Origin of the sequence: Streptomyces sp. NPDC048496, assembly GCF_043200055.1 — a bacterium.
Taxonomy (GTDB): Bacteria; Actinomycetota; Actinomycetes; order Streptomycetales; family Streptomycetaceae; genus Streptomyces.
In genome coordinates this window covers 89,480-111,136 of sequence record NZ_JBICXB010000001.1, presented here as the reverse complement: position 1 = coordinate 111,136, position 21,657 = coordinate 89,480, and the positions used below count along the sequence as shown (strand labels likewise).

The window sequence follows — 21,657 nt, the reverse complement described above, 5'->3', positions numbered from 1 at the left end:
GTTGTTTTGTGGTTTTTGTGGGTGGGGGGGTGGGTTTTTGGTGTGGGGGGGGGGGGGGGTGGGGGGGGGGGGGGGCGTCTTTCATGTTTCACGTGAAACATGACCGCGGCCGGATGCGTGGAGGGGCGCTGTTTCACGTGAAACAGCGCCCCTCGATGTAGCAGCTATCGGCACCTGCGCCGGAAGAGGGTCAGCCCGTCGGCTTCATCGGCGTCAGACAGAGAACCACACTGGTCCGGCTCTTACGGCTGCCGGAGGTTTCGGTGTAGGCGACGTATTTCTTGGCGTCGCACAGGTCCGTGTCAGAGGTGTCGTCGTGCACCTCGGCCACCTTGTACTCGGCCGCCGACGAGCCGCAGTCGGCCGATGCCATGTCCGGGCTGATGTTGGAGCCCTTGTTCTGCAGGCAGTCGCCGACCGAGGCGGCCTTGGCGTCCGACTCGAATATTTTGTCCCAGCCGAACTTCAGACCCGCGAGGGCGCCGAGCGCCACCACGATGATGACGATGTTGCGCACCGCCAGGAAAGCCTTCTTGCCGCCGGACATGTTCTGAGGCGGCGGGTCCGCTCTTCTTTTGACGCGCGCACGCTATAGCACTTCACTGACACGGCTCCACCGGAACATCGTCACGGCGACGATCCCGTAGAGCAGCGCGAGCCCGATCACCACTGTGGCCGACTTGCCGTCAGGAGGCAGTGCCACAGCGGCTACTGCGGCGGCGCCCACAAAGGCCACGTTGAACAGCACGTCGTACAGGGAGAAGACGCGACCGCGGAATGAGTCGTCCACCGCGGTCTGCACCACCGTGTCCGTCGCGATCTTCGTTCCCTGAGTGACGGCTCCGAGGACGAATGCCGCGACCAACATCGGTCGGGGGGTGAACCACAGCCCGAGCGCGGGTTCGAGGACGGCAGCCGCGGCGGCGCACGTCGCTATCCAGCGGAACCGGCCGAGCCGTCCAACCGCCCAGGGCGTCAGCACGGCCGCCGCGAAGAATCCCGCCCCCGAGGCGCCCACGGCCAGTCCGAGCAGGGCCAGACCGCCGGATTCGCTGTCGGACCAGGCGTACCGGCACAGCATCAGCACCATCACGGTCAGCGCCCCGTAGCAGAACCGGATCACTGTCATGGCGGCCAATGCCCGTGTGGCGTCCGTCCGTTCCGCCAGATGGCGCAGCCCGCCGACGAGTCCGTGCGCGGTGGTGGCCAGCGCGTCCCTCAGTCGGATAGGACTGCCGTGCGTATCCGGTCCGAGGAGTTGGGTGGCAAGGCGCAGGGAGGCCAGTGCCGAGGCGAGGTAGAGCCCCGCGCCCAGCAGCACCACTGCGGCATCCGAGTCCGCAGCCACGAGGCGTACGGCGAAGGCGAGGCCGCCTCCCGCCGTGGCGGCGAGCGTGCCCGCGGTCGGTGAGAGCGAGTTGGCCATGACCAGCCGATCCCTGTCGACGACCCGCGGCAGCGCGGCCGAGAGTCCCGCCAGCACGAAGCGGTTCACCGCGGTGACGCACAGTGCGGAGGCGTAGAAGAGCCAGTCGGGTGCGGTACCGAGGATCAGCAGGGCGGTGCAGCAGGCGAGGGCTGCGCGCAGCAGATTGCCGTAAAGGAAGACCTGGCGGCGCGGCCAGCGGTCCAGCAGGACGCCGGCGAAGGGGCCGACGAGCGAGTACGGCAGCAGCAGCACGGCCATCGCGGAGGCGATGGCCGCCGCCGACGTCTGCTTCTCCGGGGAGAAGACGACGTGCGCGGCGAGGGCGACTTGATAGACGCCGTCGGCAGACTGGGAGAGGAGCCGTACGGCCAGCAGGCGACGGAAGTTCCGAAGGCGCAGGAGTACGCGCAGATCACGTACGACGGGCATGTGGGCAAGGGTCACATACGTTGAGGGTCCCCGGGCGGATTGCCCGGGGACCCTCAACGAGGCGGAAGCGGAGAAGCGTTGCCGCTCATCGCCCTGCCGCGTTCACACGCCGTTGCCGGTCGTGTCAGCGCTCGACGTCGCCGTTGATGAACTTCTCGACGTTCTCGCGGGCCTCGTCGTCGAAGTACTGGACCGGCGGGGACTTCATGAAGTACGAGGACGCGGAGAGGATCGGGCCACCGATGCCACGGTCCTTGGCGATCTTCGCGGCGCGCACGGCGTCGATGATGACACCGGCGGAGTTCGGGGAGTCCCAGACCTCGAGCTTGTACTCCAGGTTCAGCGGAACGTCACCGAAGGCGCGGCCCTCGAGGCGCACGTACGCCCACTTGCGGTCGTCGAGCCAGGCCACGTAGTCCGACGGACCGATGTGGACGTTGTCCGCACCGAGCTCGCGGTCACGGATCTGGGAGGTGACGGCCTGCGTCTTGGAGATCTTCTTGGACTCCAGGCGCTCACGCTCGAGCATGTTCTTGAAGTCCATGTTGCCGCCGACGTTCAGCTGCATCGTGCGGTCCAGGATGACACCCCGGTCCTCGAAGAGCTTCGCCATCACGCGGTGTGTGATGGTGGCGCCGACCTGGGACTTGATGTCGTCGCCGACGATCGGGACACCGGCCTCGGTGAACTTGTCCGCCCACTCCTTGGTGCCGGCGATGAAGACCGGGAGGGCGTTGACGAACGCGACCTTGGCGTCGATGGCGCACTGCGCGTAGAACTTCGCAGCGACCTCGGAACCGACGGGCAGGTAGCAGACGAGGACGTCGACCTGCTTGTCCTTGAGGACCTGGACGATGTCGACCGGGGCCTCGGTGGACTCCTCGATGGTCTGGCGGTAGTACTTGCCCAGTCCGTCGTGGGTGTGGCCACGCTGGACGGTCACGCCGGTGTTCGGAACGTCGGCGATCTTGATGGTGTTGTTCTCGCTGGCACCGATGGCGTCCGCGAGGTCGAGGCCGACCTTCTTCGCGTCGACATCGAAGGCGGCGACGAACTCGACGTCACGCACGTGGTACTCGCCGAACTGGACGTGCATCAGACCGGGCACCTTGCCGGCCGGATCGGCGTCCTTGTAGTACTCGACGCCCTGCACCAGCGAGGCGGCGCAGTTGCCCACGCCGACGATGGCTACGCGAACCGAACCCATTCCGGTTGCTCCCTGTGTTGAGTGTTCTTGGTGATTCCGATGAAGGCCCTGCGGAAGTGCCGGGACTTCACTTGGCGGTGTCGTCGGACGGATCCGGCGGGGTATGACCCCGGCGCCGGGGCAGGCCGTCCGTCTTCCCTGCGGTGTTCTGCTGAGCGGAGCCCTCGGGCGAGGATCGTCGCTGATCCCGTCCCAACCGCTCGCTCTCGATGAGCTCGTTCAGCCAGCGCACTTCGCGCTCCACGGATTCCATGCCGTGTCGCTGCAGCTCAAGCGTGTAGTCGTCGAGTCGTTCGCGGGTGCGTGCCAGAGAGGCGCGCATCTTCTCCAGGCGCTCCTCCAGCCGGCTGCGGCGGCCTTCCAGTACGCGCATCCGCACCTCGTGCTCCGTCTGTCCGAAGAAGGCGAAGCGGGCTGCGAAGTGCTCGTCCTCCCAGGAGTCGGGGCCGGTGTGCGAAAGCAGCTCCTCGAAGTGCTCCTTACCTTCTGCCGTCAGCCGGTAGACGATCTTGGCGCGCCGTCCTGCCAGTGAAGAGGCAGGGGCGACCGCACGTCCGCCGGCGGGCGGGACCTCTGCCGGACCGTTTCCCGGTTCCTCGATCAACCAGCCGCTGGCCACCAGCGTCTTGAGGCAGGGGTAGAGGGTGCCGTAACTGAAGGCGCGGAAGACCCCCAACGATGTGTTGAGGCGTTTGCGCAGCTCGTACCCGTGCATGGGGGACTCGCGGAGCAGACCGAGTACGGCGAATTCGAGGATGCCGGAGCGTCTGCTCAACTTCGCCTCCTCCTTCTCCGAGCGCTCTCGCGGAGCCTTATGCCGAGCTGATGTATCGACTCGATACATCACGACGATAGATCGCTCACCGCGATGCGACAAGGGGGGGTGCCGTGAACGGCGTCACATCACCAATTCGTAGGAAGCGACTTGCGTGATTTGGGGTGAGCTTGGGCCCTAGGTGGGTTTTGACCGTGCGTAGTCTGTGCGGCATGCAGACCACCGGGAACCGCGCGACGCCCCCGAGCGTCAGTCGTCGCGGACTGACCGGACGCACTGCGGATGAGCCTGTCGCAGGGTCCGTCCGTAATTCGGGGGACCGGATCTCAACTGCCGCTTCCAGGCGCTTTCGCCTGCCCGAGGAGTAGTCGTTCGATGAGCGAGCACCGTCGCAAGACGCAGCAACCGCAAGGTGGCGGGCGTGCCGCGGCCAGACGAGCCGCCCAGCAGTCCACAGGACGCCGCGCAGCTCCGTCACGCAGAGTAACTAATGAGTCACCTTCCGGTTCGTACGACGACGAGAGTCCGTACGGCGGGCGTGCCGCGGCCAGACGAGCCGCGCAGCGTGGAAGCGGGAGCCGGCGTGCCGCCGAGGGAGGTGGCGCGGGTCATGGCGGCGGGGGTGGTCGAAGCCGCGGTGGTGGCGGCGACGGGTACGAGGGTCCCGGTCGGGGCCGCGGGCGCGGCAGTCAGCGTCCCGTGAAGAAGCGCTTCATCGACTACCCGCGCGCCGGGAAGTACGGAGTGCGGCGCTGGGTGCCGTCCTGGAAGCTGGTCTCCGGCCTGTGCATTGGCTTCCTCGGCCTTCTCATGGGCCTCGGCGGTATCGCGTACGCGATGGTCGCGACGCCCCGTGTGAAGGATGCCGCCAAGGCGGAGAACAACGTCTACTACTGGGCGAACGGCAAGCAGATGATCGCCACGGGGGGTGGGGCCAACCGTCAGATCATCGGTTACGAGCAGATCCCCGAGGCCATGCGGAACGCCGTCATCTCGGCGGAGAACAAGTCGTTCGACAACGACAGTGGCATCGACCCGATGGGTATCGCCCGGGCCTTCTACAACATGGCCAAGGGCGGACAGACCCAGGGTGGCTCGACGATCACCCAGCAGTACGTGAAGAACTCGCGTCTCTCTCAGGAGCAGACCCTGAGCCGGAAGTTCGAAGAGCTCTTCATCACGATCAAGGTCGGCAAGACAGAGACCAAGCAGACGATCATGGCCGGCTACCTGAACATCTCGTACTACGGGCGAGGCGCATCGGGGATCCAGGCCGCGGCACGTACGTACTACGGCAAGGACGCCAACAAGCTCAATCCGAGCGAGTGCGCCTTCCTGGCCACTCTGCTGAAGGGCGCGACCTACTACGACCCGGCCGGCGTTACCGAGGCCGACCCCAAGGAGGCGACCCCTGCGAAGAACAGGTACCGGGCGGAGAGGCGCTGGCGCTGGATCCTCAACGAGGAGGTGAAGGACGGGCGGATGACCCAGGAGGAGCGCGACAAGTACACGAAGTTCCCCATGCCGAAGCCGCCGAAGCAGAACGCGCAGCTGGGCGGTCAGACCGGTTATCTGGTGTCCCTCGCCCGGGAGAGCTTCCTCAACAACCACAAGGACGTCACCCGGGAAAAGCTTGCCCTGGGCGGCTACGAGATCCACACCACCTTCGACGAGAAGAAGGTCAAGGCGCTCAACGCCGCGGTCAAGAAGGTCTACGACCGCAAGATCAAGCCGAAGGAGCGCCCCGAGACGGACACGCACGTCCAGTTCGGCGGCGCTTCGGTGGATCCGAAAACCGGCGCCATTCTCGCGATCTACGGTGGTCAGGATGCGACGCGGCACTACACCAACAACGCCGACGCCACCGGTGCGCAGGTGGGTTCGACCTTCAAGCCGTTCGTACTGGCGGCTGCCATGGAGTACGGCAAGCGTGACCCGAAGGGCCTGTCGGATCAGGACGAGTCGCAGCGCACGAAGGTCTCCCCGAAGAGCATCTACAACGCCGACGACCGGCTGAAGATCAAGAAATACAACGGTGAGATCTGGACCAACGAGAACGGCGAGGAGTGGCTGCAGACCAACGACGGCCATGAGTCGAGGGGGAACATCACCCTTCGCGAGGCCATGCAGTGGTCCGCCAACTCCCCGTACGTCCAGCTCGGTATGGACGTCGGCACCGACAAGGTGAAGGACGTCGCGATAGCCGCGGGTCTGCGTGACGACAAGTACATGGCGGACGCGACCGTTCCGTCGTTCTCCATCGGTACGTCCCAGCCCAGCGCGATCCGGATGGCTGGGGCCTACGGCACCTTCGCCGACAGCGGGATGCAGCACGACCCGTACTCCGTCGAGAAGGTCAAGTACCGCGGTGAGGTCATCTATCAGCACAAGAAGGTGCCCAAGCGTGCCTTCGACAACATCGTCGCCGACAACGTCACCGACGTCCTGAAGAACGTCGTCGAGCACGGGACCGGCACGCCTGCCAAGCTCCCCGGTCGTGACGTGGCGGGCAAGACGGGTACGACGGACCTGAACAAGTCCGCCTGGTTCGTGGGGTACACCCCGCAGCTGTCGACCGCTATCAGCATGTTCCGGTACGACGACAACGAGAAGCACAAGAACCGTGAGTTCGAGAAGATGTACGGCACGGGCGGCGAGAAGTCGGTCCACGGTGCCTCGTTCCCGGCCCAGATCTGGCACGACTACATGGCCGACGCGCTGAAGGGGGAGGACGTCCTGACCTTCCCGAAGCCGGAGCCGTGGGGCGAGATGGTCTACGGGGGCGGCGCGCCGAGCCCTTCGCCGACGCCGAGCACCGTGCCTTCGGAGACCCCCTCCAGCACGCCGCCCACGACACCTTCGATGACGCCCTCCTCCCCCACGCCCGACCCGAGCGGCAGCTGCGGGGCGTGGGACCGGAACTGCCAGAACAGCAGTGGAGGCAACAACGGAGGCAACAACGGAGGCAACAACGGAGGCACCTCGGCCGGTAGCGGCGGAGGTGGATCTCCCAGTCCGACCGACGGGACCACGTCTCCGGATACCTCGTCGGTCGGCGGGGGCAACGGGCACGGCAACGGGAACGGCGGTTTCTTCGGAGGCTCGACCGGATAGCGCCCGAACGGCAGGCCAATAGGCGCAGCCGGAAGAAGGCCACCAGGCCGCCGCACCACTCGGTGCGGCGGCCCTCGCCGTTTCCACAGCGCCGTACGGCAGGATGTGCGGCATGCCAAGCGCAGAACACACGAGCGTGCACCAGGAACGGTCCGTCGTTCGGCCCACGCATCAGGACGAGGTCGCCGCGGCCGGCAGCGAGCTGATCGGCGGGCGGTCGGGGCGCTGGGCACGACTCGGCTCCGGCCCCCTCACGCCTGTGCGTGTCGTCGCCCTGGTGGCGATCGGCATGTTCGCGCTCGGCATGGTGCAGAAAGTGCCCTGTTACAACTGGGCGTGGTTCAGGGGCGCCAGCTCGCAGTACACGCATGCCTGCTACTCCGACATTCCGCACCTTTTCGTCGGACGTGGTTTCGCGGACGGTCTCGTGCCGTACTTCGATCGGCTGAGCGACACCATGCAGTACCTGGAGTACCCCGTCCTGACCGGGGTGTTCATGCAGGTCGCGGCCTGGCTGACGCCCGGCGGCTCCATCCAGTACCGGGAGCAGATGTACTGGATGGTCAACGCGGGCATGCTGATGATCTGCACCGCGGTCATGGCGGTGTGTGTCGCCCGTACGCACCGGCGCCGTCCGTGGGACGGGTTGCTGGTCGCCCTCGCGCCGGCCTTCGCGCTCACCGCGACGATCAACTGGGACCTGCTGGCCGTCGCGCTGACGGCCGCAGCCATGCTCATGTGGTCCCGGCAGCGGACGCTGGCCTTCGGCATCCTCATCGGCCTCGCCACAGCCGCCAAGCTCTACCCCGTACTCCTGCTGGGGCCGGTGTTCGTGCTCTGCTGGCGGGTCGGTAAATGGCGGGAGTTCTTCGTGGCGACACTCGGCACGGCCGCATCATGGCTGGTGGTGAACCTGCCGGTGATGGTGTTCGCGCCCGAGGGATGGAAGAAGTTCTACACGTTCAGCCACGACCGGCCGCTCGACTTCGGCTCGTTCTGGCTGATCATCTCGCAGCGCACCGGCATTTCCATCCCGGTCGACACGGTGAACACCGCGTCGACGCTGCTGATGCTCTTCTTCTGCGTATGCATCCTGGTGCTGACGCTGATGGCGCCGCGCCGGCCCCGCTTCGCCCAGCTGGTCCTTCTTGTCGTCGCGGCGTTCATTCTCACCAACAAGGTCTACTCGCCGCAGTACGTGCTGTGGCTGATCCCCCTTGCCGCGCTGGCCAGGCCGCGGTGGCGGGACTTCCTGATCTGGCAGGCGTGCGAGGTCATGTACTTCCTCGGGATCTGGATGTACCTCGCGTACACGACGAGCGGCGACAAGCACCAGGGGCTGCCGACCGAGGGCTATCAGGTGGCGATCGCCCTGCACCTGCTGGGCACGATCTACCTCTGCGCCGTCGTCGTACGGGACATTCTGATGCCGGAGCGGGACGTCGTACGCAGGGACGGTTCGGACGATCCGTCGGGCGGGGTGTTCGACGGTGCCGAGGACGTCTTCGTGCTGGGGCACGCGGCGGCGCATCCGCCGCGGCACGCGGCACCCGCGGTCGAGGGGCCGCGGGTGGAGTGGGGTACGGCGCACGGGCCGGTCACAGACCGAACAGGTCCACATCGGCCGGCCGCGGACTGAACAGGGCCCCGCCAAGGGCGCGAAACCCTTGGCGGGGCCCTGGCCACATCGGTCGTGGGAGCCGGTCGTGGTGCCGTCCGGCCCGGTGTCTAGCGGTCGACGAGGCGGTCGAACTGGGTGGTCGTGTGGCGCAGATGGGCCACCAGCTCGTCGCCGACCTTCGGTTCCTGTGCGTCCGCGGGCACGAACAGGATCGACACCTGCATGTGGGGCGGCTCGGCGAACCAGCGCTGCTTGCCCGCCCAGACGAAGGGCGACAGATTCCGGTTGACGGTGGCCAGGCCCGCGCGGGCGACGCCCTTGGCACGCGGCATCACGCCGTGCAGCGCCTTCGGGGCCTCCAGGCCCACGCCGTGCGACGTGCCGCCGGCGACGACCACCAGCCAGCCGTCGGAGGCGGCCTTCTGCTGGCGGTACCCGAAGCGGTCCCCCTTGGCGACGCGTGTGACGTCGAGGACGGCACCCCGGTACTCCGTCGCGTCGTGGTCGCCGAGCCACAGCCGTGTGCCGATCCGGGCGCGGAAGCGGGTCTGCGGGAACTGCTGCTGCAGCCGTGCCTGTTCCTCGGCGCGCAGATGGCTGACGAACATGGTGTGCAGCGGCAGCCGGGCGGCGCGAAGGCGGTCCATCCAGCCGATGACCTCCTCGACCGCGTCCGAGCCGTCGGTGCGGTCCAGCGGCAGGTGCAGCGCGAAACCTTCGAGACGCACGTCCTCGATGGCGGCGTGCAGCTGCCCCAGCTCCTCCTCCTTGACGCCGTGACGCTTCATCGAGCTCATGCACTCGATGACGACCCGGGCGCCCACCAGCGCGTGCACGCCGTCCACGGAGGAGACCGATCGGATGACGCGGTCGGGCAGCGGCACGGGCTCCTCACCCCGCCGGAATGGGGTGAGGACCAGCAGATCGCCGCTGAACCAGTCCTTTATGCGGGCTGCCTCGTAGGTGGTGCCGACGGCGAGAGTGTCGGAGCCGAAGCGGATCGCCTCGTCTGCGAGTCGCTCGTGACCGAAGCCGTATCCGTTGCCCTTGCAGACCGGGACGAGCCCGGGGAACTGGTCGAGGACGGATTTCTGGTGCGCCCGCCAGCGCGCGGTGTCGACGTAGAGGGAGAGCGCCATGGCCGGTCCGGAACCTTTCTGGTGGCTGCGGTGTATTAGAGGTATGTGGAGCTTGTCGAAGTGTCTGAGCCTGTCGGCCTGCCTGCCGGCGGGCCTGCTGAAGCGCTCATTGGAACGGGTGATGCCGGTTTCGTCAGCGGCGCGACATATACATGTCCAGCGCCTTGTGCAGCAGCTTGTTGAGCGGGAAGTCCCACTCACCGACGTACTCGACGGCTTCGCCACCGGTGCCGACCTTGAACTGGATCAGGCCGAAGAGGTGGTCGGTCTCGTCGAGAGAGTCGCTGATGCCGCGCAGGTCGTAGACGGTGGCGCCCATCGCGTAGGAATCGCGCAGCATCCGCCACTGCATGGCGTTCGAAGGCCGTACCTCGCGTCCGATGTTGTCGGACGCGCCGTACGAGTACCAGACGTGCCCACCGACGACGAGCATTGTCGCCGCGGAGAGGTTCACCCCGTTGTGGCGCGCGAAATACAGCCGCATGCGATTCGGGTCCTCGGAGTTGAGGACGGTCCACATGCGCTGGAAGTAGGAGAGGGGACGCGGTCTGAAGTGGTCGCGCACAGCGGTGATCTCGTACAGCCGCTGCCATTCGGCGAGGTCCTCGTAACTGCCCTGGACCACCTCGACGCCGGCCTTCTCAGCCTTCTTGATGTTGCGCCGCCACAGCTGGTTGAAGCCCTTGAGGACGTCTTCGAGCGAGCGGTTCGCCAGCGGCACCTGGAAGACGTAGCGCGGCTGCACGTCACCGAAGCCGGCGCCGCCGTCCTCGCCCTGCTGCCAGCCCATCTTCCGCAGCCGGTCCGAGACTTCGAAAGCACGCGGCTCGATGTGCGTGGCCTCGACGTCGCGCAGGCGCTTCACGTCGGGGTCCTGGATACCGGACTTGATGGCGGCTGCGTCCCAGCGACGGATGACGACCGGCGGGCCCATCTTCACCGAGAAGGCGCCCTGTTGCTTGAGATGCGCGAGCATCGGCTGCAGCCAGTCGTCGAGGTTCGGCGCGTACCAGTTGATGACCGGGCCCTCGGGGAGGTATGCGAGATACCGCTTGATCTTCGGGAGTTGGCGGTACAGCACCAGGGCGGCGCCCACGATCTCGCCGCTCTTGTCGAACCAGCCCAGGTTCTCCGAGCGCCATTCGGTCTTCACATCCGCCCACGCCGGGACCTGGCAGTGACTGGCCGACGGCAGACTCTGGATGTACGCCAGATGCTGCTCTCGGCTGATGGTCCTCAGGGTCAGGCTCATGCGGGGCGCTCCTCGGCAGGTGTGTCCCCATCGGTCAGGGGCTCCGGCTCTCGCGCCGAAGCCTACTGCGACCGGGGAGCGCGTCGTCTGGCCCTGTCGGACCTTGTCGGCCAGGTGGGTCCCGGCTGTCCGCCCTCGGGGGGCCTGGGCGACCCCCTGAGGGGTGCGGGTGGACGTGCCGGGACCGGCGTCCGGAGGCGTCCGGGACAGGCGCGGCTACAGGCCGCCGAAGAGACCGCCGTGGGCCATTCCCAGGTAGAACCCGACGGCGGACGCGCCTATACCAAGGATCAGCGGGAACCTCTCGCGGGTGGTCACCGAGACGTACTGCCCGTATGCACCTGTGAGGATCCCGATGAGCCCGGCCCACGAGCTGATCAGATGCAGGCTGTGGAACATCGCCGTCACAAAGGCGATAAGACCGAGGGCCACGGTCACCGCCACCAGAGTGTCCTGGAGCGGATGGGGCCTGCCGTCCGTGGCGAGAAGGGAAACGCGGGGGCGGGTTCGCACTGTCTGTGCCATGGAGTACCTCCTGGCCGAAAAGGCGGCGCATCGTGGCGCCGCTCACACCCGATGTGTACAGATTGCGTCTCCTGAGCACCGGATTTCAACCGGAAGCCGGTGTGCGGGTACTCTGTACGGTCTGCACCGGTGTCTACCCAGGCCAACACGGCAGCCCTCCTCGGAAGGGGGCGTTGTCAGTGGCGGCTGTTTTACTCGGAGACACTGTTGCTTACGCATCACGACCCTCCTGCCACGGAACGACCGTGGCCGCTGAGTCCAAAGGAGGTGGGTTCCACATGCGTCACTACGAGGTGATGGTCATCCTCGACCCCGATCTCGAGGAGCGCGCTGTCTCCCCGCTGATCGAGAACTTCCTCTCCGTCGTCCGTGAGGGCAACGGAAAGGTTGAGAAGGTCGACACCTGGGGCCGTCGTCGTCTCGCTTACGAGATCAAGAAGAAGCCCGAGGGCATCTACTCGGTCATCGACCTGCAGGCCGAGCCTGCGGTCGTCAAGGAGCTCGACCGCCAGATGAACCTGAACGAGTCGGTCCTCCGGACCAAGGTCCTCCGTCCCGAGATCCACTGAGCATCTAGCTCAGCGGTCATCGGGTTCGAGTAGCAGCAAGCAGCCAGAAGCAATCCCCGCCGAGAGGTTCACCCATGGCAGGCGAGACCGTCATCACGGTCGTCGGCAATCTCGTCGACGACCCCGAGCTGCGCTTCACCCCGTCCGGTGCGGCGGTCGCGAAGTTCCGTGTCGCGTCCACTCCCCGCATCTTCGACCGGCAGACCAATGAGTGGAAGGACGGCGAAGGCCTGTTCCTCACCTGCTCGGTCTGGCGGCAGGCGGCGGAGAACGTCGCCGAGTCGCTCCAGCGAGGCATGCGCGTTGTCGTGCAGGGCCGGCTGAAGCAGCGGTCGTACGAAGACCGCGAAGGCGTGAAGCGCACGGTCTATGAGCTGGATGTCGAGGAAGTCGGCCCCAGTCTCAAGAGCGCCACGGCCAAGGTCACCAAGACCACCGGTCGCGGTGGCCAGGGCGGCCAGGGTGGTTACGGCGGTGGCCAGCAGGGCGGCGGCAACTGGGGCGGCGGTCCCGGTGGCGGCGGCCAGCAGGGCGGCGGCGGTGCTCCCGCTGACGACCCGTGGGCCACCGGCGCGCCGGCCGGCGGCCAGCAGGGCGGGGGTCAGCAGGGCGGCGGAGGCGGTTGGGGCGGAAGCTCCGGCGGCTCCGGCGGCGGCTACTCGGACGAGCCTCCCTTCTAGGGCAGCTCGTACCCCCACTTCTTGATCACACAGGAGAAACACCATGGCGAAGCCGCCTGTGCGCAAGCCTAAGAAGAAGGTCTGCGCTTTCTGCAAGGACAAGACCCAGTACGTGGACTACAAGGACACGAACATGCTGCGGAAGTTCATTTCCGACCGCGGCAAGATCCGTGCCCGCCGCGTAACCGGCAACTGCACGCAGCACCAGCGTGACGTCGCCACGGCAGTCAAGAACAGCCGTGAGATGGCGCTGCTGCCCTACACGTCCACCGCGCGATAAGGGAAGGGTGACCGAATAATGAAGATCATCCTCACCCACGAGGTCTCCGGCCTCGGCGCTGCCGGCGACGTCGTCGACGTCAAGGACGGGTACGCCCGTAACTACCTGGTTCCGCGTGGCTTTGCCATCCGTTGGACCAAGGGTGGCGAGAAGGACGTGGCGCAGATCCGCCGCGCCCGCAAGATCCACGAGATCGCGACGATCGAGCAGGCCAACGAGGTCAAGGCCAAGCTTGAGGCCGTGAAGGTTCGTCTGGCTGTTCGCTCCGGCGACGCCGGCCGTCTCTTCGGCTCCGTCACCCCGGCCGACATCGCTTCGGCGATCAAGGCTGCCGGTGGCCCGGACGTCGACAAGCGTCGCGTCGAGCTCGGCTCGCCGATCAAAACGCTCGGCGGGCACCAGGTGTCCGTGCGTCTGCACCCCGAGGTTGCGGCGAAGCTCGGCATCGAGGTCGTTGCTGCCTAAGGGCACAGCTCACCAGAGCAACTGAAGGGCCGCACCCCACTGGGTGCGGCCCTTCGTCGTTTCACGTGAAACAGGGTCGACGGCCGCTGCTCAGCGGGTGGCTCCGGTGACGATCCACTTGCCCGAGCGCGTGCGCAGCCAGAGCGTCACCATGCGGACCGTCATCATCAGTGCCATCGCCCACCACAGAGCAGTCAGGCCCCCGCCGTAGGTGGGCACGAGCAGGGCGACCGGGGCGAAGACGGCCAGGGTGATCAGCATGGCCCAGGCGAGGTACCGACCGTCTCCGGCGCCCATCAGTACGCCGTCCAGCACGAAGACCACACCGGCGATCGGCTGGCACACGGCCACCACCAGCAAGGCGGGGAGCAGGGTGCTCTGCACGTCCTGGTCGCCGGTGAACAAGGGGATGAACAAGGGACGCGCGAGCACGATCAGTGCCCCGAGCACCACACCTGAGGCAATGCCCCACTGCACCATGCGGCGGCATGCCTCGCGTCCGCCCTCGGTGTCATTGGCTCCCAGGTAGCGGCCGATGATGGCTTGCCCGGCGATCGCAATGGCGTCGAGAGCGAAGGCCATCAGGTTCCACAGGGAGAGGATGATCTGGTGGGCGGCGATATCGGTGTCGCCCAGACGTGCGGCGACGGCGGTGGCGATCATCAGGACGGCGCGGAGCGACAGCGTACGAACCAGCAGGGGGACGCCTGCCTGGGCACTGGCCTTGATCCCTGCCGCGTCAGGGCGCAACGATGCGCCGTGTCGGCGTGCTCCCCTCACTACCACGATCAGATAGGCCGAGGCCATGCCGACCTGGGCGATCACGGTACCCCAGGCCGATCCGGCGATACCGAGACCTGCGCCGTAGACAAGCCCCGCGTTGAGGGCTCCGTTGGCCGCGAAGCCGCCGATGGCGACATACAGCGGGGTCCTGGTGTCCTGCAGGCCGCGGAGCACGCCGGTAGCGGCCATGACTATGAGCATGGCGGGGATGCCGAGGCTGGAGATCCGTAGATAGGTGGTGGCGTACGGCGCGGCGGTGTCGGAGGCGCCGAAGATATCGACGAACCAGGGGGCAGAGGGCAGGGCCACGGCGATGACGGCGATACCGAGGAGCAGCGCCAGCCAGATGCCGTCCATGCCCTGCCGTATAGCGGAGGCGAGATCGCCCGCACCTACGCGTCGAGCGACCGCTGCCGTAGTGGCGTAGGCGAGGAAGACGAAAATGCTCACGGCGGTGGTCAGCAGAGCCGCGGCGACGCCCAGGCCGGCTAGTTGCGGTGTGCCGAGACGGCCGACGATGGCGCTGTCGACCATGACGAAGAGCGGCTCGGCGACGAGCGCGCCGAAGGCGGGGACGGCGAGTGCGACGATCTCGCGATCGTGCCGTCGGCGGCTGGAATGTGAGGTCGCGGTGGCCTGGGGCATGAGGGTCAATCTAATCTTCCACAGGTAACGGATGCAATGGCAGAGCAGTCCTTACATTTACTGGCGCCGAGTGTTCTCCTGTGTGCGGTTTGCCGTGATCTTGTGCCGGCTCGGAAAGTTTTTCTCCCCCACAGGCCGTGGATGGAGAAATCCCAGGTCAGGGCTGTGGTCGGGGCGGCGTTATGAGTTTGTCCACAGTGCTGTCCCCTGCTCCGTGCACAGGTTCTGCGGAGTTCTCCACAGCATCTGGTCCGTCGTCCACATGCCCTGTGGATAACCAGATTGGCTGACGGTGCAGCGAGGCCTACCGTGGACCGGCGCCCACACCCCGTTTCAGCCCTGGAATCCCGCAGAACTCGACGTGCCGGAACCGGAGTCGAGCGTCTTGTTTGTCGGTGCTGTGCCGTAAGAAAGAGTGGCACGGCGAAGGTCCGCGGAGCGGACGGGAGGAGGTGGCACGGTGAGCATTCCCGAGCCTTTGGACGACCCCTGGGCCGACACCGGTCCCAGTGACCGTCTGCCCGTTACCCGCCAGCGTCGTGGCGAAGGCCGGGACCGCGGCGAGCAGCACGACCGCGGCAGGGAGAGCGGCGGCTGGGACGGCGGCTCGCCCGGATTCGAGCGCGTGCCCCCTCAGGACCTCGACGCCGAGCAGTCGGTCCTCGGCGGCATGCTCCTCTCCAAGGACGCTATTGCCGACGTCGTGGAGATCATCAAGGGGCACGACTTCTACCGCCCCGCCCACGAGACCGTCTTCCAGGCGATCCTCGACCTCTATGCCAAGGGCGAGCCCGCCGACCCGATCACGGTCGCGGCCGAGCTGGTCAAGCGCGGCGCGATCACCAAGGTGGGCGGCGCCCCCTATCTGCACACCCTCGTCCAGTCCGTGCCGACTGCGGCCAACGCCTCGTACTACGCGGAGATCGTCCACGAGCGGGCGGTCCTGCGACGGCTTGTCGAGGCGGGCACGAAGATCACGCAGATGGGATATGCGGCCGACGGTGACGTCGACGAGATCGTCAACTCGGCGCAGGCCGAGATCTACGCCGTCACGGAGCAGCGCACCAGCGAGGACTATCTGCCGCTGGGCGACATCATGGAGGGCGCGCTCGACGAGATCGAGGCGATCGGTTCGCGCTCCGGCGAGATGACCGGCGTACCGACCGGCTTCACCGACTTCGACGCCCTGACCAACGGCCTGCACCCGGGACAGATGATCGTCATTGCGGCGCGTCCGGCCATGGGTAAGTCCACGCTGGCCCTGGACTTCGCGCGGGCTGCGTCGATCAAGAACAACCTCCCGAGCGTGATCTTCTCCCTCGAAATGGGCCGCAACGAAATTGCGATGCGGCTGTTGTCCGCCGAGGCGCGGGTGGCACTGCACCACATGCGTTCCGGCACGATGACCGACGAGGACTGGACGCGGCTGGCCCGCCGGATGCCAGACGTCTCGGCCGCGCCGCTCTACATCGACGATTCGCCGAACCTGTCGATGATGGAGATCCGGGCGAAGTGCCGTCGGCTGAAACAGCGGAACGACATCAAGCTGGTGATCATCGACTATCTGCAGCTGATGCAGTCCGGTGGCTCGAAACGTGCCGAGAGCCGTCAGCAGGAGGTCTCGGACATGTCCCGAAACCTCAAGTTGCTGGCCAAGGAGCTGGAGCTCCCGGTCATCGCGCTGTCCCAGCTGAACCGTGGTCCGGAGCAGCGTACGGACAAGAAGCCGATGGTCTCCGACCTTCGTGAATCCGGCTCCATCGAGCAGGACGCCGACATGGTGATCCTGCTGCACCGCGAGGATGCGTACGAGAAGGAGTCCCCGCGGGCGGGCGAGGCGGACCTGATGGTGGCCAAGCACCGTAACGGCCCGACGGCGACGATCACTGTGGCATTCCAGGGCCACTACTCACGCTTCGTGGACATGGCGCAGACCTAGAAGACTGATGTGTAGGGTGTCAGATTTCGCGGCACAGTCTCATCTCCGATGGCACATCGGCGGCACTTATGCCGTCTTCGTGAGACTCGCTGGTCGGGGTTCTCACCCTTTCGGGTGGCGGGGTTCCGGCCCGCTCCGCCCGTCAGTGCCTGGCTGACACCCTTGGCTGTCCACCCCAGTGGTGGCGTTCACGTTCGCGTGGACCCGGCAGGCGGTCGAGTCGCGTGACGGGCGCTCAGCGCCTCGTCTCGTACCTGGTCAGGATCACGCCGCAGGGAAGCGTCCGCGTCTCCACCAGGTTCAGGTTCACCCAGCTGTCCAGCGCGGTGAAGAACGGCGTGCCGCCGCCCACCAGGACCGGCGCGGTGGCCAGCACGTACTCGTCAATCAGCCCGGCCCGCATGGCCGCCCCAGCGAGCGTCGCGCCGCCGATGTCCATCGGGCCGCCGTCCTCGGCCTTGAGCCGGGTGATCTCGGCGACCGCGTCGCCGGTGACCAGGCGGGTGTTCCAGTCGACCTTGTCGATCGTCGAGGAGAACACCACCTTCGACATGTCCCGCCAGCGGCGCGCGAACTCGATCTCCGCCGGGGTGGCGTTGGGCCGCTGGTCGCCGGTCGGCCAGTAGGAGCTCATCGTCTGCCACAGCTTGCACCCGTACAGCGACAGGTCGGTCGCCTGCAACTGGTCGGACCAAAACTGGAACAGCTCGTCGCTCGGCACGCTCCAGCCGATGTCGTTGCCGGGCGCGGCGATGTATCCGTCCAGGGTCAGGTTCATGCCGTAGATCAGTTTCCGCATGGCGTCAGCCTTCCGTGAGTCGGTCTCACGCGTACAGACCGGCGCGGCGCGGGAAACTCATCGGTGCGCGATCTGAGCTCGCATGTAGTCCTCGTGCTCGGTGGCTCAGCCGCAGACTCATCGTTCCGCCGAGGAAATGGCATCGATCTGAGACTGATCTTGGGTGACATCGCGGTGAGACAACAGAGAACCAGCAGGTCACAGAAGATCGACATGTCATCGGCGGCGAGACCCTACATGATGTGTAGGTTTCCAGGTCACGTGGCCACTTTCCACCAGCGTTGGCCACCCCGTGGCCAATAGGGCACGGGGATGGAAATCATGCTGCGTGAACGAGTAGTGCCCGTCTTCGTGCACAGGACCTCCCCAGTGGTCGTCTCCACGCCTTGCCGGGGCAGGACCCGAGCGTTTGGCGGCTGACGGGCCGCCTCGGGAAACGCAGGGTTGGTGGTCCGATGGGTACAGCGGTGGCCACGCCGGTACGACTGAGTGTCCGGCGTGGTGACGAGGCCGTGGTGGAGGACCTGGACTGGCCTTCGGTGCCGCTCGGGCTGCTGCGGGAAGCCCGGCCGTGGCGGACGTTCCGCTGGTTCAAGGGGCAGCAGCATTACTCGGGTACGTACTGGGCGGCCACTGTTGGCGAACATGTGATCTACGAGTCGCGGTTGGAGCTGGGGCGGCTGCTGTTCGCCGACTTAGCCCCGGAGGTGCGGCACATCGTCGCCCAGCCGTTCCTGCTCAAGGCCGACCTGGATGGCGAGGTCCGCAAGCACACCCCGGACTATCTGCTGCTGACGGATGACGGTCCTCTGGTCGTGGACGTCAAGCCGCGGCACCGGCTTGAGAAGCCGGAGTCGCCTTCGCCTTCGACTGGACGCGGGAGGCGGTCACATCGCGGGGGTGGCGGTACGAGGTGTGGAGTGAGCCGGATCCCCATGTGCTGGAGAACATCCGGTTCCTCGCCGGCTACCGCCGCGACTGGCTGTTCGACGCTGATCTGGTCGGCACCTTGCGGGCCGTGAATCTGGACGGGATGTCGCTGGGCGATGCTTTCCGACTGCTGCCCGAGTGCCCCCGGCCGCTGGTGAAGTCGGCGGTGCCGCACCTGTTGTGGTCCGGGCATGTGACGACCGCTCTGGACCGGCCGCTGAGTGCGGGGCACGTGCTGCGGAGGGCTGCATGAGCGGGGCGGGGACGAAGCTGGGGGTCGGGACGCATTTCTGCTTGGACGGCGAGACAGTCGAGGTCGCGGAGTTCGCCAGCCTGGCCACGGGCATGGAGGTCATCCTCAAGGACGGGCGCGACCGGCTGGCCCGGGATGTCGCTGCGCGAACTCCTGACCTCTGATCGTGCAGAGCTGATCCACGATGGATCGGGCCCGTCTTCCGCCGATGACGAGGACGTCGCCGCCGTGGTGCTGAACCGGCTGACCACGGAGGAGAAGAAGGAGGTCCTGGAGCGGGCCGAGCATGTCCGGGAGATGCTGACGGGCTACCGCTCCGGCAGCGAGGACCGTCCACGCCCGGATGAGCCGCGCTCTCAGTACGCCCCTGGCATACCTCTGAAGGCTCGGTATGAGGCCAAGGCCGCGGAACTGGGGGCGTCCGCGCGGTCGATGCGCCGGTGGGCACGGGCCTTCCGCGAACTGGGCGAGGCCGGGCTGGTGCCTAGGACTGCGCAGGCGGATGGCGGGCTGAGCAACGCCGATCCGCGATGGGTCGAGACCGCGGTGGAGGTGCTGAAGGGCTACATCGAGGTGCCCCGCGACCCGCATCTCGCCTTCGAGTTCCTCGACGTCACGATGCGCACCGTCCAGCCCTACGGCGTCGAGATCAACGGCCGCTGCTACAACGGTGACTGCCTCGACGGGCTCCGGGACATGGGCGGCTCCGACATCGACCTGGACAGACGCCGGCTGCCGCCCTTCCGAGACCCCGACGACGCCACCCGGATTCATTTCCGCGATCACGAAGGCGTCTGGCACACCCTTGAGTGGGAGCACGCGCGCAGCCTGGACATGCCGCTGAGTGAGGAACCGCTCCAGTTCGCCCGGCGCCTGGCGGCGAAGGAGTACACCTATCCCGACGACCGGCTCGCCATCGCCCTGCTGCTGAAGCGGTGGAACCTCGGCCTGGGCACTTCCCTGGTCGAACGGCGGATGGCCCTGCGGCTCTCCCGCGAACAGGCCGCCCTGGAACTCCCCGAGACGCAAGCCGACGCCGTCAGTTCGCTGCCGTCGGTCGCCCGCGTGCTGTTCCTTCCCGAGTCTTTCCAGAACAGGACACCATCCATGACCCAGCTTCAGAGAGCCGAGGGAAGCCGGCAGGCGGGTGACCCTCCTGTCAGCTCAGGGCTGCATCGTGATCGGAAACTTGGAACTCAGCTGTGGCAGCCTGCGCGACGCTTCGACCTCATCTCGCACGTCCCAACGCTTCCCGAGCGGGTCTTGAAGCACTGCGTTGCCGCTCTGGCGGGCGTCCACGGCCTCATAGAAGGTGGCGAACTCGTCAGAAGTTGTTTCCGATCTGCGGGTTTGTCGAGTCACTCGCCTGATTACGGCCTGGCAACGACCCGGAAGGTCGTAAGCACCAGCACCACCAGACTGATGGGTTAAGGGGATCCGCCCCCCTTCCCATCCGCTTGCCTCACCAGGTATCTTGCATCGCATGGAACCAGGTGATTCGGCCAAGCAGGCCCGGGCAGCCGCCCAGCTGCGCAAGGGCGTCCTGGAGTACTGCGTACTCGCCCTGATGCGGGACCGCCCCCGCTACGGCGTGGAACTCCTCCATGCCCTGGAGGACTCCGGCGCCCTGGCCACCAGCCAGGGCACGGTCTACCCGCTGCTCTCCCGGCTCCGCCGCGACGACCTGGTCACCACCACCTGGCAGGAATCCACCTCCGGACCACCCCGTCGCTACTACGCGCTCACCGACAGCGGCCGGGCCGCGCTCGACGAGTTCACCCGCGTCTGGCCCGGCTTCCGCAACGCCGTCGACGCCTTCCTGACCACCCCGCCCCCCTCCACCGGAGACCTCGCATGAACACCTCTGCCGACCCCGTACGCGACTACCTCTCCGCCGTTGAGCGCGAGGGCTCCGCACTCCCCGCCGACCGTCGCCAGGAACTCCTCGCCGACCTCGCCGAACACATCGAGGTGACGCGCGCCGAGCGCCCCGACGCCGCCATCGGTGAGATCCTCGCGGAGCTGGGGGACCCCCGCACGATCGCTGCAACGGCGCTGGCCGAGGCGGGGAACGGGGCCGCCGGGGCCTCGGCCCGGAGCGGTGCCGGTGCACCCACCCGGCGCGGCAAGGTGCACCCCCTGGTCCCGCTCCTGATGCTCACCCTCTCGCTGCCCTTCATGATGATCTTCCCCGACCTCCCCGGGCCGCTGTTCGGCGTCCTGTTCCGCGTCACCGGCGCGGTACTTCTCTGCACCTCGGTGCACTGGACCGCCGTCCAGAAGACCACCGGCGTACTGCTTACCGCCATCCTGCCGAGCGCCGTCATCACCACCTGGAACCTGTCAGGCGCCCCGGGCGGCACCCCGGCCCTCCTGGCCAACCTGGTAACGCTCGTCCTGCTGGCCTGCACGGCAGCATGGCTCTGGCGGGTCCGCCGCGCCTGAGAAGTTGTTTCCGGTCTGCGGGTTTGTCGAGAGCCGTTGGGCAACTGGTGCGGTGACGGAGGGTGGCCGGTCAGCGGCTGATGCGGCGGGTCATGAGGGTGAGAATCCGTTTCGACGACTCCAAGATCCCCGACAGAGCCAAGCTGAGTTGACTTCGCCGACGATGAAGCAGTTGTTTCGGTCGTGGATCTGGGCCAGGTCGGCCCAGCCGCGCCCGACGCGTGCGCGACGGCCCTGCGCGCGGATCGCCTCGACCGCCACCCGGGCGACGTCCTCCGAGTCGCGCATGGGCATGCTGCCGAAGCCCACGTACACCGGTGCTGTGCCGGCGTTCAGGAACGCACCAACTCGGCCGGGAGCGGGCTTTCGTCCGGCCGA

At 66.9% G+C, this 21,657-nt stretch carries 22 protein-coding genes and 1 pseudogene; 13 read left to right on the top strand and 10 right to left on the bottom strand.

Annotated features, from left to right (window positions below; all coding sequences use genetic code 11):
• Window positions 1-190 precede the first annotated feature (190 nt).
• The 4 genes from ACGFSA_RS00535 to ACGFSA_RS00520 form a co-directional block, all read right to left on the bottom strand.
• Window positions 191-547, bottom strand: a complete 357-nt coding sequence (locus ACGFSA_RS00535; RefSeq protein ID WP_393297548.1) for a hypothetical protein — start codon at window positions 545-547, stop codon at window positions 191-193.
• A 42-nt stretch (window positions 548-589) separates the two neighbouring features.
• Window positions 590-1,858: an MFS transporter gene (locus tag ACGFSA_RS00530; RefSeq protein WP_393297546.1), complete on the bottom strand. Its 1,269-nt coding sequence runs from the start codon at window positions 1,856-1,858 to the stop codon at window positions 590-592.
• Between the two features lie 124 nt (window positions 1,859-1,982).
• Window positions 1,983-3,065, bottom strand: a complete 1,083-nt coding sequence (locus ACGFSA_RS00525; protein WP_393297543.1) for an inositol-3-phosphate synthase — start codon at window positions 3,063-3,065, stop codon at window positions 1,983-1,985.
• Between the two features lie 67 nt (window positions 3,066-3,132).
• Entirely contained in the window at window positions 3,133-3,840 is a 708-nt protein-coding gene (locus ACGFSA_RS00520; RefSeq protein ID WP_393297540.1) for a helix-turn-helix transcriptional regulator, read from the bottom strand.
• Between the two features lie 810 nt (window positions 3,841-4,650).
• Between ACGFSA_RS00520 and ACGFSA_RS00515 the strand changes: the two genes are divergently transcribed.
• Both ACGFSA_RS00515 and ACGFSA_RS00510 read left to right on the top strand, forming a co-directional pair.
• Complete coding sequence (locus tag ACGFSA_RS00515) at window positions 4,651-6,954, top strand: transglycosylase domain-containing protein (protein ID WP_393298339.1); 2,304 nt, start codon at window positions 4,651-4,653, stop codon at window positions 6,952-6,954.
• Between the two features lie 112 nt (window positions 6,955-7,066).
• Complete coding sequence (locus ACGFSA_RS00510) at window positions 7,067-8,593, top strand: glycosyltransferase family 87 protein (protein ID WP_393297537.1); 1,527 nt, start codon at window positions 7,067-7,069, stop codon at window positions 8,591-8,593.
• An 89-nt stretch (window positions 8,594-8,682) separates the two neighbouring features.
• Here ACGFSA_RS00510 and ACGFSA_RS00505 read toward each other — a convergent pair whose 3' ends face one another.
• The 3 genes from ACGFSA_RS00505 to ACGFSA_RS00495 all read right to left on the bottom strand — a co-directional run bounded on the left by ACGFSA_RS00505 (window position 8,683) and on the right by ACGFSA_RS00495 (window position 11,491).
• On the bottom strand, window positions 8,683-9,714 hold the full coding sequence (locus ACGFSA_RS00505; RefSeq protein ID WP_037702122.1) for an alanine racemase: 1,032 nt from the start codon (window positions 9,712-9,714) through the stop codon (window positions 8,683-8,685).
• A gap of 133 nt (window positions 9,715-9,847) precedes the next feature.
• A complete protein-coding gene (locus ACGFSA_RS00500; protein ID WP_393297534.1) occupies window positions 9,848-10,966 on the bottom strand; it encodes a lipid II:glycine glycyltransferase FemX in 1,119 nt (372 codons plus the stop codon).
• A gap of 216 nt (window positions 10,967-11,182) precedes the next feature.
• Window positions 11,183-11,491: a hypothetical protein gene (locus tag ACGFSA_RS00495; RefSeq protein ID WP_393297531.1), complete on the bottom strand. Its 309-nt coding sequence runs from the start codon at window positions 11,489-11,491 to the stop codon at window positions 11,183-11,185.
• A gap of 278 nt (window positions 11,492-11,769) precedes the next feature.
• Between ACGFSA_RS00495 and rpsF the strand changes: the two genes are divergently transcribed.
• The 4 genes from rpsF to rplI all read left to right on the top strand — a co-directional run bounded on the left by rpsF (window position 11,770) and on the right by rplI (window position 13,485).
• The gene (rpsF, locus tag ACGFSA_RS00490) at window positions 11,770-12,060 is read left to right on the top strand and encodes a 30S ribosomal protein S6 (protein ID WP_015609864.1); all 291 of its coding nucleotides are present in this window, start codon (window positions 11,770-11,772) and stop codon (window positions 12,058-12,060) included.
• 74 nt (window positions 12,061-12,134) lie between these two features.
• Window positions 12,135-12,740: a single-stranded DNA-binding protein gene (locus ACGFSA_RS00485; protein WP_393297529.1), complete on the top strand. Its 606-nt coding sequence runs from the start codon at window positions 12,135-12,137 to the stop codon at window positions 12,738-12,740.
• A gap of 43 nt (window positions 12,741-12,783) precedes the next feature.
• The gene (rpsR, locus tag ACGFSA_RS00480; RefSeq protein ID WP_003967857.1) at window positions 12,784-13,020 is read left to right on the top strand and encodes a 30S ribosomal protein S18; all 237 of its coding nucleotides are present in this window, start codon (window positions 12,784-12,786) and stop codon (window positions 13,018-13,020) included.
• A gap of 18 nt (window positions 13,021-13,038) precedes the next feature.
• Window positions 13,039-13,485 carry a 50S ribosomal protein L9 gene (rplI, locus tag ACGFSA_RS00475; RefSeq protein ID WP_037702131.1) on the top strand — a complete coding sequence of 149 codons (447 nt, stop codon included), beginning with the start codon at window positions 13,039-13,041 and terminating at the stop codon, window positions 13,483-13,485.
• Between the two features lie 90 nt (window positions 13,486-13,575).
• Here the strand turns inward: rplI and ACGFSA_RS00470 are convergent, their stop codons facing one another.
• On the bottom strand, window positions 13,576-14,913 hold the full coding sequence (locus ACGFSA_RS00470; RefSeq protein ID WP_393297525.1) for an MATE family efflux transporter: 1,338 nt from the start codon (window positions 14,911-14,913) through the stop codon (window positions 13,576-13,578).
• 478 nt (window positions 14,914-15,391) lie between these two features.
• Here ACGFSA_RS00470 and dnaB point away from each other — a divergent pair, with 478 nt between their 5' ends.
• Complete coding sequence (gene dnaB / locus ACGFSA_RS00465; protein ID WP_327249482.1) at window positions 15,392-16,852, top strand: replicative DNA helicase; 1,461 nt, start codon at window positions 15,392-15,394, stop codon at window positions 16,850-16,852.
• Between the two features lie 235 nt (window positions 16,853-17,087).
• On the opposite strand, the gene ACGFSA_RS00460 is transcribed toward dnaB, so the two are convergent.
• Window positions 17,088-17,651, bottom strand: a complete 564-nt coding sequence (locus ACGFSA_RS00460; protein ID WP_393297522.1) for a dihydrofolate reductase family protein — start codon at window positions 17,649-17,651, stop codon at window positions 17,088-17,090.
• Between the two features lie 455 nt (window positions 17,652-18,106).
• Between ACGFSA_RS00460 and ACGFSA_RS00455 the strand changes: the two genes are divergently transcribed.
• The 6 genes from ACGFSA_RS00455 (at window position 18,107) to ACGFSA_RS00430 (ending at window position 21,279) form a co-directional block, all read left to right on the top strand.
• Window positions 18,107-18,673 carry a TnsA-like heteromeric transposase endonuclease subunit gene (locus ACGFSA_RS00455; RefSeq protein WP_393297519.1) on the top strand — a complete coding sequence of 189 codons (567 nt, stop codon included), beginning with the start codon at window positions 18,107-18,109 and terminating at the stop codon, window positions 18,671-18,673.
• Window positions 18,589-18,834: a hypothetical protein gene (locus ACGFSA_RS00450; RefSeq protein ID WP_393298412.1), complete on the top strand. Its 246-nt coding sequence runs from the start codon at window positions 18,589-18,591 to the stop codon at window positions 18,832-18,834. Before ACGFSA_RS00455 ends, ACGFSA_RS00450 begins: the two co-directional genes overlap by 85 nt.
• Window positions 18,831-18,998, top strand: coding sequence for a hypothetical protein (locus tag ACGFSA_RS00445; protein ID WP_393297516.1), 168 nt, complete (start codon window positions 18,831-18,833; stop codon window positions 18,996-18,998). The genes ACGFSA_RS00450 and ACGFSA_RS00445 overlap by 4 nt, the downstream gene beginning before the upstream one ends.
• A gap of 64 nt (window positions 18,999-19,062) precedes the next feature.
• The gene (locus ACGFSA_RS00440; protein ID WP_393297513.1) at window positions 19,063-20,265 is read left to right on the top strand and encodes a hypothetical protein; all 1,203 of its coding nucleotides are present in this window, start codon (window positions 19,063-19,065) and stop codon (window positions 20,263-20,265) included.
• A 52-nt stretch (window positions 20,266-20,317) separates the two neighbouring features.
• Complete coding sequence (locus tag ACGFSA_RS00435) at window positions 20,318-20,692, top strand: PadR family transcriptional regulator (protein WP_393297510.1); 375 nt, start codon at window positions 20,318-20,320, stop codon at window positions 20,690-20,692.
• Window positions 20,689-21,279 (top strand): HAAS signaling domain-containing protein, encoded by a 591-nt coding sequence (locus ACGFSA_RS00430; protein ID WP_393297507.1) that lies wholly within the window; start codon window positions 20,689-20,691, stop codon window positions 21,277-21,279. The genes ACGFSA_RS00435 and ACGFSA_RS00430 overlap by 4 nt, the downstream gene beginning before the upstream one ends.
• A gap of 147 nt (window positions 21,280-21,426) precedes the next feature.
• Here the strand turns inward: ACGFSA_RS00430 and ACGFSA_RS00425 are convergent.
• Window positions 21,427-21,653, bottom strand: a pseudogene (locus ACGFSA_RS00425) (glycosyltransferase); the annotation flags it as partial.
• Window positions 21,654-21,657 lie beyond the last annotated feature (4 nt).